At 56.0% G+C, this 15,343-nt stretch carries 13 protein-coding genes; 8 read left to right on the forward strand and 5 right to left on the reverse strand.

All coding sequences use genetic code 11. From position 1 onward, the window contains the following. Positions 1-174: 174 nt before the first annotated feature. Positions 175-2,394, forward strand: a complete 2,220-nt coding sequence (locus EDC30_RS01385; protein WP_165973688.1) for a hybrid sensor histidine kinase/response regulator — start codon at positions 175-177, stop codon at positions 2,392-2,394. Between the two features lies 1 nt (position 2,395). Here the strand turns inward: EDC30_RS01385 and EDC30_RS01390 are convergent, their stop codons facing one another. Further along, the gene (locus EDC30_RS01390) at positions 2,396-4,639 is read right to left on the reverse strand and encodes an ATP-dependent DNA helicase (protein WP_132256581.1); all 2,244 of its coding nucleotides are present in this window, start codon (positions 4,637-4,639) and stop codon (positions 2,396-2,398) included. Continuing rightward, entirely contained in the window at positions 4,636-6,291 is a 1,656-nt protein-coding gene (locus tag EDC30_RS01395; protein ID WP_132256582.1) for a VRR-NUC domain-containing protein, read from the reverse strand. Before EDC30_RS01395 ends, EDC30_RS01390 begins: the two co-directional genes overlap by 4 nt. Before the next feature lie 150 nt (positions 6,292-6,441). Here EDC30_RS01395 and EDC30_RS01400 point away from each other — a divergent pair, with 150 nt between their 5' ends. Continuing rightward, complete coding sequence (locus tag EDC30_RS01400) at positions 6,442-6,672, forward strand: DUF3072 domain-containing protein (protein ID WP_243656604.1); 231 nt, start codon at positions 6,442-6,444, stop codon at positions 6,670-6,672. 66 nt (positions 6,673-6,738) lie between these two features. Here the strand turns inward: EDC30_RS01400 and EDC30_RS01405 are convergent, their stop codons facing one another. Continuing rightward, positions 6,739-7,578, reverse strand: coding sequence for a universal stress protein (locus tag EDC30_RS01405; RefSeq protein WP_132256586.1), 840 nt, complete (start codon positions 7,576-7,578; stop codon positions 6,739-6,741). A 322-nt stretch (positions 7,579-7,900) separates the two neighbouring features. On the opposite strand from EDC30_RS01405, the gene EDC30_RS01410 reads away from it, so the two are divergent. From EDC30_RS01410 to EDC30_RS01425, 4 genes are all read left to right on the forward strand, one after another. Continuing rightward, positions 7,901-9,049, forward strand: coding sequence for a YihY/virulence factor BrkB family protein (locus EDC30_RS01410; RefSeq protein ID WP_132256588.1), 1,149 nt, complete (start codon positions 7,901-7,903; stop codon positions 9,047-9,049). A 165-nt stretch (positions 9,050-9,214) separates the two neighbouring features. Beyond that, positions 9,215-9,946, forward strand: a complete 732-nt coding sequence (locus EDC30_RS01415) for a hypothetical protein (protein WP_132256590.1) — start codon at positions 9,215-9,217, stop codon at positions 9,944-9,946. 235 nt (positions 9,947-10,181) lie between these two features. After that, positions 10,182-10,745, forward strand: coding sequence for a hypothetical protein (locus tag EDC30_RS01420; RefSeq protein ID WP_132256592.1), 564 nt, complete (start codon positions 10,182-10,184; stop codon positions 10,743-10,745). A 307-nt stretch (positions 10,746-11,052) separates the two neighbouring features. After that, entirely contained in the window at positions 11,053-11,301 is a 249-nt protein-coding gene (locus EDC30_RS01425) for a hypothetical protein (RefSeq protein ID WP_132256593.1), read from the forward strand. A gap of 100 nt (positions 11,302-11,401) precedes the next feature. Here EDC30_RS01425 and EDC30_RS01430 read toward each other — a convergent pair whose 3' ends face one another. Both EDC30_RS01430 and EDC30_RS01435 read right to left on the reverse strand, forming a co-directional pair. After that, positions 11,402-12,520 carry a GNAT family N-acetyltransferase gene (locus tag EDC30_RS01430; protein WP_132256595.1) on the reverse strand — a complete coding sequence of 373 codons (1,119 nt, stop codon included), beginning with the start codon at positions 12,518-12,520 and terminating at the stop codon, positions 11,402-11,404. A gap of 325 nt (positions 12,521-12,845) precedes the next feature. Then, positions 12,846-14,024: a DNA topoisomerase IB gene (locus EDC30_RS01435; RefSeq protein ID WP_132256597.1), complete on the reverse strand. Its 1,179-nt coding sequence runs from the start codon at positions 14,022-14,024 to the stop codon at positions 12,846-12,848. 224 nt (positions 14,025-14,248) lie between these two features. Here EDC30_RS01435 and EDC30_RS01440 point away from each other — a divergent pair, with 224 nt between their 5' ends. Together EDC30_RS01440 and EDC30_RS01445 are read left to right on the forward strand one after the other, a co-directional pair. Then, complete coding sequence (locus EDC30_RS01440; RefSeq protein ID WP_243656605.1) at positions 14,249-14,512, forward strand: MbcA/ParS/Xre antitoxin family protein; 264 nt, start codon at positions 14,249-14,251, stop codon at positions 14,510-14,512. Positions 14,513-14,633: 121 nt separating this feature from the next. Then, positions 14,634-15,338, forward strand: coding sequence for a glutathione binding-like protein (locus EDC30_RS01445; RefSeq protein WP_132256599.1), 705 nt, complete (start codon positions 14,634-14,636; stop codon positions 15,336-15,338). Positions 15,339-15,343: the final 5 nt, after the last annotated feature.

Raw genomic sequence — 15,343 nt, forward strand, 5'->3', positions numbered from 1 at the left:
ACGGTTGCCTGTGCGTCCGCCGGAAAACGGCGGAGTGTCCCAGTCCGTGATTGATAAAGCAGCTAGCCATTACTGCATTTGACGTTACACTGTCGGCTATTCAACCTTGCAATCGCTGTTCGGCCACATTCGCCGACAAGTGTACTAAATATGTTCGCCATCTCCGGACGTCCAATGACTATTCGTGCCCGGATAGTCCTGCTCGTACTTTCTGTATTGCTGCCTGCCTTTATTTCCGGCGTGGTGGCGGTGTGGTTCGTCTATACCGAACAGAAGCAGGCGCAGGAGCAGAGTCTGGGAGAAGCTGCCCGCGCGCTGGCGCTACTGGTCGACAAGGAGTTGAGCAATAGCGAAAGCACGCTGCACGCACTCGCCGCATCGCCGGACCTGAAAAAAGGCGATCTGCAATCGTTCTACAACTACGCCCTGCGTCTTGCGCCGACCGAGGATACCTCGATCGTGCTCAGCGATCTGGATGGCAAGCAGCTGATCAATACCCAGGTGCCCTATGGCGCTGCGTCGCCGGACGTGCTTCCGCAACTCCTGGTGCAGCGGAACAAGACCCGGCATGATCAAACCGTCGTGTCGGACTTGTACTTTTCTCCTGTCAGGAAGCGCTTCGGCATCCAGGTACAGATTCCCGTAACCGTCGCCGGCAAGCCCGGCTACTATCTGGCGTATAGCCTGTCTGCAAGCCACATCAATTCCCTGATCCTGCAACAGGATTTTCCGAAAGGCTGGATCGGCACGATCGTCGACCGGAGTGCCCATGTGATCAGCCGGACGCACGATCCGCAAAAATTCATCGGCAGGCAAGCCACCGACAGTCTGAAGAACAAAATCCTGAGCGGGATGCCGAGCGGGACCAACTGGAGCAAGACGCTGGACGGCATTCCGGTCGCCGCTTTTTTTCATCGCGCGCCTATCTCGAAGTGGACCGTGATCCTCAGCGTTCCGCAATCCCAGTTGCGCCAGCCCGCCATCAATGCCGCCATGCTGTTGACGGGATTGATGTCGCTGCTCATGCTGGCGTCGTTGGCAGGAGCGAAATGGTTTGCCTCTCGCACGATCAAACCCATCCGCGAGCTTGAACGGAATGCGGAATTGCTGGGGCAGCGGAACAAGGTGGCGCATGTCGCTTCGGGAATCGTCGAGATCGATGCCGCCAATACTGCCCTGGCGCTGGCCAGCGAAGAGATCGACAGAAACAATGCCGAGCTCGAACATCGCGTCGCCGAGGCGGTCAAGTCGGCAAGACGCGCTCAGCAAGCCTTGTTGCAGGCACAGAAGCTGGAAGCGCTGGGGCGGCTGACCGGTGGCATCGCACACGACTTCAACAATGTCCTCCAGACGCTGACGGCATCATTGCAGCTTATTCGCCTGACGCCGGACAAGGAAAAAATTATTTCCATTACCGGGATATGCGAAAGAGCTGTCGCGCGTGCGACGAATCTGATCAGCCAGTTGCGGGCTTTCGGCAGGGTGCAGGAAGCCAGTCTGTCAACAGTGAATCCGGCGCAGGCGATTGAACAAGCGCTTCCACTGCTGAAAAATGTATTACCCAGCAATATCGAGTTCGGACTGGATGTCGAGCAGCCTGTGTGGCCGGTAACGATCGATCCGACGCAGTTCGAGCTGGCGCTCATGAACCTGGTGGTGAATGCGCGCGACGCCATGCCTGAAGGCGGCAAACTCGGCATCCGGGTATGCAATGACAGTTTGAACGAGCTGAAGAACAACCTGCCTCCCGGGGAATACGTTCGCATCACGGTGGCCGATACCGGCATCGGCATGATGCCGGACGTGCTGGAAAAGGCGCTCGAGCCATTCTTCACCACCAAATCGGTCGATAAAGGCAGCGGCCTTGGTTTGCCGCAGGCGTATGGATTCGCGCTGCAATCCAAAGGCGACCTGACGATTGAAAGCGAGGAAGGCGCCGGAACGACAGTCACGATCTATCTTCCCCGCGCCTTCAAGACTGCGGATTTGGCGGAACCGACGGCTCCAACCACTGCGCTGTCTGCAGGTAGCGGAACTGTCTTGTTTGTCGAGGACGATGCGCTGGTGCGGGAAACTATCACCGACTTGATGCACCAGGCAGGATACAAGGTGATCGGCGCGAACAATGCTGGCGAAGCATTGGCCATACTGGAAAGCGGTGTCGCGGTCGATATCGTGTTTTCGGATATCGTCATGCCAGGCTCGATCAGCGGCATCGAACTGGCCAGGACAATACAGCAGCGCTTTGCTTCGACCGACATTATCCTGGCAACCGGATACAGCGAAAAGGAAATCGATATCTCCGGTGTGCAAATACTGGCAAAGCCATATGAGGCCGATGAATTGCTGAGCCTGTTGAAAGCGCGGATGGAAAAGGCAATCGCTGGCGCTTGACCTAAACTCGCCACCAGCGCGGCAAGAGTTCGCGGATCTCGGAACGATCAAAGCGGTCATCCATCAAATGAACCGTTCCTTTATCGCTGCTGGTGCGGATCACCCGGCCTGCAGCCTGAACGACTTTTTGCAAGCCCGGATACTGGTAGATATAGTCGTATCCATTTCCCAGAATGGCATCCATCCGCCGTTTCATTTCCTCATTCACCGGATTGATTTGCGGTAGACCCAGGGTGGCGATGAAGGCGCCGATCAATCGATCGCCCGGCAAATCGATTCCTTCGCCAAAGGCGCCGCCGAGCACGGCGAACCCGATGCCTTGTCCGCCAGGCTGGAAATTCGCCAGGAAGGCGTGTTTTTCCGCCTCGCTCATCCTTGAAGATTGCCGCCATAGCGGAATTCTTGTCTGCAGCGATTCCATGCATGCAAGGACTTGTTCCAGATAGTCGAAGCTGCTGAAGAAGGCCAGGTAATTGCCGGGGCTGTCGAGATACTGCCTGCGCATCAGTTCGACGATCTTGTCGGCGGATGCAGTGCGGTCGCGATATCGCGTCGAGATGCTTTTTGCGATATGCACGCGCAACTGTGCCGCCTGAAATGGCGAATCGACGTCGATCCAGAGAGGATCTTTCAACCCCAGGATATCGCTGTAGTAATGCCAGGGCGATAAGGTTGCCGAGAACAAGACCATGCACGCCGGCCTGGCAAGTCGGTCCGCCAGGTGCGGTGCCGGCATGACGTTGCGGATGCACAGGCTGGATGTCGAACGGCCTCCCTGGTCTTCTGTCTTGTTCAAGTCGAACAGCGAGTGGTCGCCGAAAGTATCGGCCAGCCGGGAAAATTGCAGCGCCTCGAAATAAAAGGTTTGCATCGGCTGATCGAACGCATCAGGGCTCTCGGCGACATATTCAGTCATCGCCGACAGCAAGCGGCGAATTGCGCCATCAAAGCTGGCGGGAACCTCCGGGTAGGCCGAATAGGTACCGCTCTGGGACTGATTCAATTCATTCCAAGCACGATGCACGCCGTCGAATTCCTTTTTGATGACTTTGGGCGCCGAGTTGCGATTGGCTTTCAGGAGTGTCTGGTTCAGGGTGGCGCTATACATATCCCTGGCCCGGGAAATCAGATTGTGTGCCTCATCCACGAGCACGCCGATTTGCCAGTCGTTTTCCACGGTGAGCGCATACAGCAGGGCGCTGCTGTCGAAATAGTAGTTGTAGTCGGCCACCACGACATCTGCCCATCTCGCCAGATCCTGGCTAAGATAGTAAGGACAGATGTCGTGCTTCAGCGCGATGGACCGGATCGATTCCCTGTCGCCGCCGGCAGTGACAGCTTCGGCACGGGCCGGAGGAAGGCGGTCATAAAACCCTTGCGCAAGCGGGCAGGATTGGCCGTGGCAGGCCTTGTCCGGATGTTCGCATGCCTTGTCGCGGGCGACCAGTTCCAGCACGCGCAGCGAAGACGGATGATCTCCCTGGATCGTTCGCAGCGCATCCAGCGCGACCTGTCGTCCCGGGGTCTTTGCAGTCAGGAAGAATACCTTGTCCAGCTTCTTATGCGCGCATGCCTTCAGCATCGGAAACAGCGTGCCTACCGATTTGCCGATGCCGGTCGGCGCCTGGGCGAGCAGCGGCCGGTGCGCGCCGGCAGACTTGTAGACCGCTTCGGCCAACTGACGCTGGCCTTCCCGAAATGCCGGGTACGGAAAAGGCAACGCCGCCAGAATCTCGTCGCGCATACTTCGATGTGCCAGCTCTTGCCGCGCCCATGCCAAGAAACGCCGGCACTGCTCTTCGAAAAACGCTTTCAAAGCATCGCGCTCATGTTCTTCGACGAGCAGGGTTTCCTTCTGCCTGCCGACATCGTAATACACCAGCGCCAGTTTCAGGCTGTCGAACCGGCGCTGCTCGCAAAGCAGGTAACCATACATCTTGAGTTGAGCCCAGTGGAGGACCCGGTGATTTTCCGGCATCAGGTCCAGGTCGCCCCGGAATGTCTTGATTTCCTCCAGCTGGTGTTTTGCCGGATCGTAGCCGTCGGCACGGCCCCGCACGCGCAAGTCTTCGTATTCGCCGCTCAGGCTGATCTCGGCTTCATAACCGGCCGGGCGCCGGGATTGCACCGTCTGGTGGCCGATGATTCCTTCCAGCGCAGTCGGAGAAGGAGAAAAGCGCAGATCCAGATCGCCTTGCTTGGCGGTGAAGGCGCACAGCTCGCGTACGGCGACGACATAGCTCATGCGGCAGCCTGTTCCCAATCGACGTAGCAGACCGCGACCGGCATGCCATGGTTCTGCGCATAACGAAGAAGGCGCACCTGGTTATCCTGCAGCCTGTCGCCCGGACCTTTCACTTCGATCATGCGGTAACGTTTCTCTTTCGGCCAGAACTGGATCAGGTCGGGAAAGCCGCTGCGGTTGTTGCGGATATCCTGAAGTATCCTCAGAAACCAGAGCCGCAGGTGGTCGGGAGAAACGCAGCCCATCGCGATGTCGAGCAGCTCGCGGCTCAATGCTCCCCAGAATACGAAAGGCGACTGGATGCCGGCCTTTTCTTCGAAACGGGCGAGGATCGTGGCCTTGTATTCTTGCGAATCAAGTTGAGAAAGGCAGGCATCGAACCGAGGCTTGCGGCGCTGATAAAAATCGGTGCTGTGCAAGTCGGCCGGGCCGATATGAAAGGGATGGAAAAATGCGCCGGGAATGGCGAGAAAAATCGCTTCCCAGCACAGTAATCCAAACAGGGAATTGATCAGGCAGTTTTCCACATAAAATGCCGGCGCTTCTGTGCGGTGCAGATGGCGGCGCACTTCTTCTTCCACCGAAGACAAGCCGACTGGAAAGGGCAGGTGCAGATTCCACTCGTCGAATGGCACAACCGCAGCGGCAGGCAACCTGGGCAAGCCGAGCTTGCGAACCAGGCGCGGCATCACGCGCTGCAGCTTTTGCGCTTCTTCGTCATTTTCCGGATTCGCCTGCGCCGCCACTGCGAGGTCGTACGCAGCATGAAAATTACCCAGTTTTTCGAGCACGCGGATCGTACGCAGCCTGGCATCGGGATAGCTGCAGGCGCGATATAGGTCGAGTGCCTTGTCCAGTTCGCCTGATTGCTCATATCGGTAGGCGACCTGGTAAACAAATTTCATTCGCTTGTTTGCCAGCCAATGATTTTCGGAGAAGTCATCCAGCTCGGAAAGGATCAAGTCGGGCGCTTCTTCTCCAATCTCGAAACGCTCGCGGCAGGCGTTCAGCAGCAGATAGGCATCCACATCCTCCCGTGATTGGAATGCGCGGGACTGTTGATCGATCTGCACCTGCTCATAGCGGTATATGCCAAGGTCGGCCAGAACGAATTCCGTCCAGCTTTGATAAGGATTCCCAAAGAACATCAGTTTCAGCCGCTCACAAAAGGAGGTGACCTCGTCCGACAGGCGATAGATGCATTCGTCGCTTTGCGGGAACAACCGGTCGAATGGAAGCGGAGCAGTAACCCGCGTACGCAAGGCTTCCACCAATTCGGCTTTCCTGGAACTGGACGGCGCCTTGCCTGGATCCTTCAATAAGGATGCGAGCTCAGGCTTGGTGAGCAAGCCGCAAATCTCTTCCGCGTTCAGCAGTGGGCGATTTTCAACCCAACCAATTTCAATCAGCGGGCGGGCGGCTTCGTGTATGCATCCTATTTCTTCATAAGATAATTTTTGGGAGCGAAACAAGGTTCCTTTTCTCATGACGAACCGGACAAGCAAGGCCCGTGACTCCTGCGGCAGTGCCCTGAAAGCATCGACCCACGCGCTTTCCTCATCATGAAGCAAGTCGCTGTAGCGAGCGGAGATCCAGTCCAGGACAAGATGGAAATTCGCGAGGTAATAGAAGGGATCGGGCAAGACTTTCATGACTGCACTGGACGGCGCTTTGACGGTATCTCTCCATCGGAGCAAGACCGGAAGGTATGAACGAAGGAAAGCAAAGATGCGATACACATGGATATATATACAGTATTTTCTGTCTAACTTCCTCGGTAGTCAATGCTATGGAGAAAACAGATGGAAAAGCATGTGCAGACTGATGGACAGAACGGCAACATGGTCAAGAACCCGGATCAATGGGTAACCGGTGACGAGCCCATGACAGGCGCGCAGCGTTCCTACCTGAGTACCTTGTGCGAAGAAGCTGGCGAGGAAATGGATGAAAGCCTGAGCAAGGCCGCAGCCTCGAAACGCATTGAAGAACTGCAGCAGAAAACGGGTAGAGGAGCGCATGCCGGCAATGCGTAGCCATCTTCGGTTCAAAGGCGCGGGCAACGTACAACGCTGCGGGCACCGATTGCGCGAAATTTATTTTCAGTGCGACAGGAGTACGGGAATCGTTGTCGACTGAAATATTTTACGGGTAGCGCCACCCAGAAGGATTTCGCGAATGCGAGTATGCCCATAACAACCCATGACGAGCAGGTCGGAGGAAAGATTGGCGGCGAGCGACAACAACGCATCGCCGACATCCGAAATGTTTTCCTCCTGGATGTTTCGTGCCTGGATATTGTGGTGCATGAGATAGGCTGCCAGTTCGCTTGCCGGCCGTTCGCCGAAAGCCTCTTCCTGGCCGGAAGGCAGATACGACACCACTACCACTTCCTTCGCCCGCTGCAGGATCGGCAGGGCGTAATGTACCGCGCGCTTCGCTTCCGGGCTGCCATTCCAGGCGATCAGCACCCGCTCGCCGAAACTCGACACCATGCTCGAATGCGGGACCAATAATACCGGGCTGCCGCCATTCATGGCGATATATTCAGGCATGTATGGCTGGTTGGCAGGACTGGCTTCATCGGCGTCGAACTGGCTTAGCACGACAAGGTCGGCATATCTGCCGAACAGGCTGATGCCGCCAGACGGCTCATCGTCGGCCAGGCGTGTTTCGAATGATAGATTGCCGGCGCGCTGCACGGCCGATTTGAAATGCTCCAGCGCTTTCTCGGCGCGCTTGCGGAAGATTTCGAGGTACGGAACCAGATTGGTATCGCCCGGACTCAGCGCCATGGTCTCGTAGAGGTACTGCGATACGCCGGTCGTGGCCATGCCGATCAGATGCGCCTGGTTTTCCCGGGCAAGCTTGATTGCCATATCGATTCTCTTGTCGATATGCCTGGATTCATCGACGTGCACAAGTATGGTCTTGAATGACATGTCCACCTCCATGGGCTGGAAAATCGGGATCTATATTTATAGCGCTCCATCATTCCGGACTAATGCGCCGGCAAGGATCATTCGATTGACCAAAATCAAACCTGTGCAAGACTTCCGCGAAGAGTAAAAGTGGATGTGCCGCCGGCAGGCGCGATCCTGATTGATCCGGTTGAGCGGCTACGGCTCAATGGGAGTGCGTCATCGACATCGCGGTACGCAAGCGGCTGAAGTCGCCCCATAGTTGGCGTGAAACGATTTCGGTGCATTTGTGATCATACGATTATCGTTGCCAAAAGCCCAACCCAATCTTCCGTTGCCGATCATGAAAACATCCTCATATTTCGAACGTGGCAATACGCCTCCCGGTACCCTGCAGGTTGCCGCCGCGCTTCTTTCGTTTATCGTCGTTCTTACGCGTGGATCAAAGGATAATCGCAGGACACGGCAGCTTCCCGCTCAGCCGGCGGCCGACGTTACCGCGCGCAGTGAACTTTCCGACGCAACGCAGAAAAAAAACAAGGAAGTGGCATCCTTGCGCAGCGAGTCCAAGCCCAAGGCACTCTTTCACATCGCCATATCGGCGGCCAAGGAATGGGTGGCGCATCGTGCGTCGAGTAAAGGCGCGGCGTTGGCGCTGTATACGCTATTTTCCCTGGCCCCCATGCTGGTGCTGGTGGTGACCATTGCCGGCCTGTTCTTTGGCGAAGACACCGTGCGTAACCAGTTGCTGCAGCAGATGTCCGGCATGATGGGCGAGCAGGGCGGAGAAGGCGTGCGGACCATTCTGGCCGGCACCAAGCAAGAGAATGCCGGCGTCATCGCCGGACTGATTTCCGCGGGCCTCGTGCTGGTCAGCGCCACCAGCGCTTTCTCAGAGTTGAAAGACAGCCTGGACGAGTTATGGGAAGTGCCGCCATCAAAGGAATCCGGCATCTGGTCGGTCATCCGGCAGCGTGTCCTGTCCTTCGGCGTCATTCTTGTGGTGGCATTGATGCTGATGATTTCTTTAGCCGTCAGTACTGCACTCGCCGCAATGGATAGCATCTGGCCGGGCGGAGACGGATCGCCGCTGAAGATAATCAGCGTCGTGATTTCGCACCTGATATCGTTCGGCATCGTGACCGCGCTGTTCGCCGTGATCTTCAAGTACCTGCCAGCGACGAAGATTGCCTGGAAAGACGTGATCGTCGGCGCATTGATCACTGCGACACTGTTTATCATCGGGAAAACCGCAATCGGCATTTATGTTGCCAACGCCGATATCGGCTCTGCTTACGGTGCAGCAGGCTCGGTCGTCATCATGATTCTCTGGGTCTATTACTCGGCGCAGATCTTCTTTTACGGCTCGCTATTCACCCATGAATATGCGATGAAACTGGGAAGCCGGGCCGATGCGACTGACGTGGAAAATCTCCCCAACAGCAGCATGGAGCCCGGTGAACGCGCCCGCCTCTTGCGGACTGCGCACTGAGGCACACTGCGGGATACTTAACATAAGATAAACTTTTTGATGGAAGTAATGCCGAAGCTTCGGCAGGCTCGCTTTTCAAGATGATTTGGACGGAAATTTTCCGCCAAGTCGCCGTGGCGCGGACCTTGCCGACGGTATTTCCTATTTTAATGAAGGAGCGCTTCCATGAATGCAAAATTGAATACGATTGCAGCCGCAGTCGTCTTTGCTCTATCGGCAAATGCCCACGCCCAAATGTCCAGCGATAGTTCAGGCTCTTCCGGACAACAGCAACAATCCTCGGAAGACCGCTGCACCAATTTGCAGGGAAATGCCAAGGATATCTGCAGGGCGGAAGCGGATGGTCAGAAAAGAGTGTCGGAAGCCCAGCAGAAAGCCAGCCAGAATCCATCGCCGAAGTCTCAGCTTGAGCTAGCGGAAACCAAGGCCGATGCGCAATACAACATTGCCAAGGCTCGCTGCGGCGAGCAGATCGGCGACGCGAAAAAGTCTTGTGAAGACGAAGCAAAGGCAAAACAGGACTTGGCTAAGGCCCAGGCAAGGCGGCAATCCCTGACCCAGTCGACCGGATCGCAAAGCACCCCGTCGAGTAGTTCCAGCGGTTCTGGCGAATCCAGCGGTACAAGCGCCACCAGTGGAGCAGATGGAGCAAGCGGATCGAGCGGCACAAGCGGGAGCATGGGATCTGGCGAATCCGGCAGCGCAAGTGGATCGAGTGGTTCCGGCAGTTCCGGCGATTCCGGGGCTTCAAGCAGTTCCGGAATCTCCGGATCAGGTAGCTCCGGCGATTCCGGAAGTTCGAGCGGTGCCGGTAGTTCGGGCAGCTCGGGAAGCTATTCAAGCGGACAGACGACCATGTCGACTTCCCAGCCAACGACTACGACACTCTCCAAATAAAGCAAAGCGGCTCGATGGCAGCATCAGGGTCGCCCGTCGGATAGGTCAAGGGGCGACCAAACCCTTCCATGCATTTGGAGGCAGCTCCAGTACCCAGCAGCTTCAGCTGGCAGATTTGCCACGCTAATCCGGATAGCTAGATCGTCTTCTGCCTAAGCCGCTCCGGCCTGCATGGGACGCACGCACTCAGTTAGAATGCCGGACTGAAACCACAAATCATATTTCAGCATTCCCTATGGCCCATAAATCTTCCGTCGACGCCAATTACCGTTTCATCGCCGCCAGCCAGGAAGTCAATGCCCGTATCAGTCAACGCCAGCATGCCCTGGCGCTGTATGTCACGCTGGTAGTCAGTCTGCTGGCCGCGCTCGTCGCGCTCAAGCCTAATGAAGATAAAAATGCTGTGCCGGCCGAATGGCTGGTGCTCGGCTTTCCGGTCGCCTCGTTATGCCTGGCATTTCTCAACTATAAAGCGGAACGCGCGATCACCAACCTGCGGCGATTTATGTCGGCGCTGGAACGCCTCGACAATGCGCATGAGAACCTGCCAAGTTATAACACCCATCCCAAATGGGCGATGGGCGCCAATAAGGCACGCCGTTTCCATGACTATGCCTCTGCCGTGCTGGTCGCCGGCGGCAATGCCGTCGGCCTGGGAGCCGTCCTGAAAATTTATCCGCAACGCATTGCGGAAGCGCCTTTCACTGTCGGATTGTCATTGTTTGTTGCGATGGCATCCGTGCTGGTGTTGCTGTCGAGTCCCCGTTGGAGTTTTACTCCCGACGAATCGGTGGACTAGATCGAACTGGCTTGCCAAGCGCAGCCAGTGACCATCTACATGCATCGAGCAATCGCGCCGTCCCCGCGGGTGGATACGGATATTTCACCCGACCGCCTTTACGGGCGTTTGCAAGAACCATTGTTCGTCAGTACCTGTCACCTTCGGGTAGACCAAATGGCTCACTCAAGGCGAGTACTGGCGTGATGACTGGTATTCTTTATTAAGCAATTAGTTTCGCTTCTCACTTGCTTATTCACTACCAGGCAGCCATCTCTGGAACTTAATCGCAGTGCTTGTTTCTTATCTGTTTCTCAAGGATTTGGACATGGCTCCTCAAGCCGGCAATCGGCTTGACGGGTGCCATTCTTTCATTCTCCACGGTAACGATGTCGCATACCGGTATGGTTCGTCGATTGCCTACAGCGACCGCTTAAGAGGCCATGACTGGGCCGACGCCGAGCCTGAGTTGCGCAGCGACTGGGTGAGTTGCCATGCCGGCAGCACCTGGGACAAAGTGAAAGACGCCGTGCGCTATGGAGTTCAGCGCGTCACCGGCAATCGCAGTTCTCATTAAGCGATAACGGCGGACTGCCCCGAGGCAGTTCACGCCTGCCGGAACCTGACAGGCCCGTCAGCTTCATTGCGCTGACGGGCCAATTTATTTTCTGTCGAGGCTAGCGGATCTGGCTGTTTCGTGCCGGGCTCAGACGTTGCGCCAGGCCGGTGAAAAAATTGAATGCACGAGTGATCAGACGCGCCACCGCGTGATTCTTGTTCGTATGCACCCAGACTTTGGCCCGTCGCAGATAAGCCTGAGCGAGCGTCTTCATCGCATGATCAATACGCATCAGCATGACGGAGCGTGATCGATATATCTCGACCCTGTCCGCATCGGTCAGCACGCCAAGCAATTTCTCCTTGTAGTCGAACCGCCCGCCACCCAGGGAAAATTTTTTCTTGCCGCGCTGGATAGCTTCGCAGATCGTCACGTAATTCGTCAGCGTGCCGATACTGTAATTGAAGTAAGCCGGATCGCGTGCGGTCAATTCCTGAAAGCACCCCGATCCGATAAAGTAACTGATGGTGCCTGCGCATACCTTTCCGTCGATGGTCATGACATTGGCGAAGCCGCATTGCCTGGCCAACGCGATAATCTGCTGCTCGTCGTGGGCGAAATCCCCCGCCTTTTGCGCAATCCGGTCCTCACTCAGGCGAATGAGATCCTTGAGAATCGGTTCCGGTATCTCGTCCTTCTCATAGAAACGGGAGCTAAAGGATGGAAAATCCCGTGCGATCTTGCGCAGGTCATAGCGGATATCATTACGCAGCGTCTTGCGCAGGCTGGCAGTGTACGCTTCAGGCGTCGCGGGCAGGTTGATGAGGTAGGTATCCTTGGCATTATGCTTTTGCACCGGGTAGGGAAAGCGATCAAGCGTGGTACGGATCGCCTTGAAGCTGATGATCTGCACATCCGGCAAGCGTTTGAAGATGTAGGTGGCAAAGCGCTCAATTTCCTTTTCTTCCAGCTCTATCATCTCGTTGAGCACATGCACAGTTTTGCCCCGGATCTCGAACAGCAGGATCACGGCGCGTTCCCATTCACGCCAGGCGACATAGGTGCTGATCTGCTTGGCGTCGCGAAACAGGCGCAGGAATCGCAAGGATGAATGCAAGGTGTTGTACAGGTGCTCGATTTCGGTTTCGACGAATGCCGGAATTTCATTGATATAGCATTTGACGTCATCGATCTCGGTGTCAACGAAGTCCTGCAATTTTGCGACAGTTCCCGCCATTTCTCATCTCCTGATGATTTCAGTGTGGATCGCATCCGGATGCAAGACGATGCTGTCAAGCATCCGGTTTATTGCTTGGTGCCGAATTTTTTTTGCGATTACATATGGATTCAAACCGCATCGCAAAAGTAAATGGCAAAACGGTTGCCAGGTTTTTGATGTCAGCTAAATCCGACATGAATGCCGCAGAAATTGACCAGAATCTTTCCAGTTGTCATGCGACTTAAATTAGCGCGGAGGAAGATAATTTTAAGTAAAGTTTGAATTGGAAGATTGAAGCGGGCGCAAGAGGAAGGGCTGGTAGATATCAGCCCGCCCGTAAACTTTACATCGATGCTGAAACATTCTGCTTGGCAATTGCTTTGGGCTGCTTGTTGCGCACGCCTTTGCCGGCTTTTTTTCTTTGAGATGCCTTTGCCGAGATTTGCAAACGGTTTTGCAGCAAGGCGACGACGGCGGCTTCTTCCGGCCCGAGAGCATGTAACTCTTCAGTCAATTCCTGCCGCGTGCGCGCTTGCAGCGCATCCAGCATAGTGCCGTCCAGATAGGCATCGATGACGGCAGGATGCACATAACATTTGCGGCAGACGCTTGGCGTGTTGCCCAGCCTTTCGGCAACGGATTCAATCGCCCGGACGACGTTTTTCTTTGCCTGCGCTTCAGAATCGAATTTCTCGAATTCCTGCAAGGCCAATGCAGCCAGTATCGTGCCGGACCAGGTACGGAAGTCTTTCGCGGTATAGTCTTCGCCGGTAATTTCGCGCAAATAATCATTCACATCGGCTGAGTCGATGCTGCGCGGCTGTCCATCTTCATCGATATATTGAAACAGCTCCTGTCCGGGCAAATCCCGGCACTGGCGTATCAGGCGGGCCAGGCGCGGGTCATCGAGCGTGATGGCGTGATGGACGCTGCTCTTGCCACGAAACTGGAACGAGATTTCACTGCCATCGATGCGCACATGACGGTCGCGCAACGTGGTCAGGCCAAAGGACTTGTTTTGGCGGGCGTACTCCTCATTTCCCACTCGCATCATCGTCGCTCGCAAAAGATGGACGACGATCGCCAGCACTTTTTCGCGCGGCAGGCCTGGGCGTTTCAAGTCCGCATCGACCCGCTGGCGGATAAGTGGAAGCATCTTGCCGAACTGGAGCATCCGCTCATACTTGACTTCATCTCGCACGCTGCGCCAGCGCGGATGGTAGCGGTATTGTTTGCGGCCCCGCGCATCGCGGCCGGTGGCCTGGATATGGCCGGTTGTAGAAGGGCAGATCCACACGTCGGTCCATGCCGGCGGAATGGCAAGTGAATTGATGCGAGCGATGGTTTCTTCGTCGGTAACGGCCTTGCCGTCGCCATCGACATAGCGAAATCCATCCGTGACCGCTTTTCTGCTTATGCCCGGCTTGTCGTCACGCATGTAGCGCAAGCCGGCGTTTTTGGCGGTCGCCTTGGCTTCTTCCTCGGATAACTGCGAGGCGAGCGGGAGTTGTTCGGCTTTCATGTCGTAATGCGGTTCAGCCTCGCGTGCACTTCGTTTGTATTGGCAGCGCCTTCAGTAGCAAAGACAGCGGTATCTGGATTCAATATTGTAAATACGACATGTTGAGGTCTACTTAGTTCTTGAATGGCGCCTAGCCGGCATGTTTGATCGAACGCGAGTATGATTGCTGTAGAAATTTTGACCAGAACAGGCCGCGCCTGTGCTTTCCAATTAGCATGAATCTCATGAGTAAAAACGAACAGCTTTCTTCCGACAGCATGAATGCGCTGCGCGCCCGCTTCGAGGCGCAGTCGCGCAAGGCGCAGGCTTATTACGCCGTCATGCACCAGGTGCGTAGTGCTGTCGGTTCGGATGACGCTGCCAGCGCCTGGATGGAGGCGCCACAGGCAGCTTTGGGCGGCAAGACCCCCGCTGAACTGATAAATGCCGGCCGCGAGAATGACGTACTGAATCTCCTTGAGCTGAAAGGCTCGGAAAATTCCGCTTAATTTGCCCACGCGAAGACAGCGCATTCCCGGATTCCTCGGTCGACAAGCGCCCGGCGCCAACGCAGTCTATTCGCAGTCTATTTTTTTATTGATGAAACCCATCTAGGAAACAGGAGTAAGAATGCCAGATTTGAGCGACTTCCCGATTACCCGGAAATGGCCTGCCAAAAATCCTGAACACATCCAGCTTTATTCGCTGCCCACGCCGAACGGCGTCAAGGTCTCGATCATGCTGGAGGAATGCGGCATGCCTTATGAGCCGCATCTGGTGGATTTCCAGAGCAATGATCAGATGTCGCCCGAATTCCTGTCGCTTAACCCGAACAACAAGATCCCGGCCATCATCGATCCGAACGGCCCCGGCGGCAAGCCATTGGCGCTGTTTGAATCCGGCGCGATCCTGATTTACCTGGCCGATAAAGCCGGCAGCTGCATGCCGACCGACGCAGCTGCGCGTTATGAAACCATCCAGTGGCTGATGTTCCAGATGGGTGGAATCGGCCCGATGTTCGGCCAGCTCGGTTTCTTCCATAAATTTGCCGGCAAGGATTGCGAGGATAAGCGTCCGCGTGACCGCTACGTCGCCGAATCCCGGCGCCTGCTTGGCGTTCTCGACAAGCGCCTTGCCGGCCGCCGCTGGATCATGGGCGACGAATTCACGATTGCCGACATCGCCACCTTTCCCTGGGTCCGTAACCTGGTCGGTTTCTATGAGGCAGGCGAGCTGGTCGGTTTTGCCGATTTCCCGGAAGTGAAACGAGTGTTGGACGCTTTCGTGGCACGGCCCGCCGTCGCACGCGGCCTGGAAATCCCGAAACGCGCTTAAGAGAC

Origin of the sequence: Paucimonas lemoignei (genome assembly GCF_004342585.1) — a bacterium.
GTDB classification, from domain to species: Bacteria; Pseudomonadota; Gammaproteobacteria; order Burkholderiales; family Burkholderiaceae_D; genus Paucimonas; species Paucimonas lemoignei.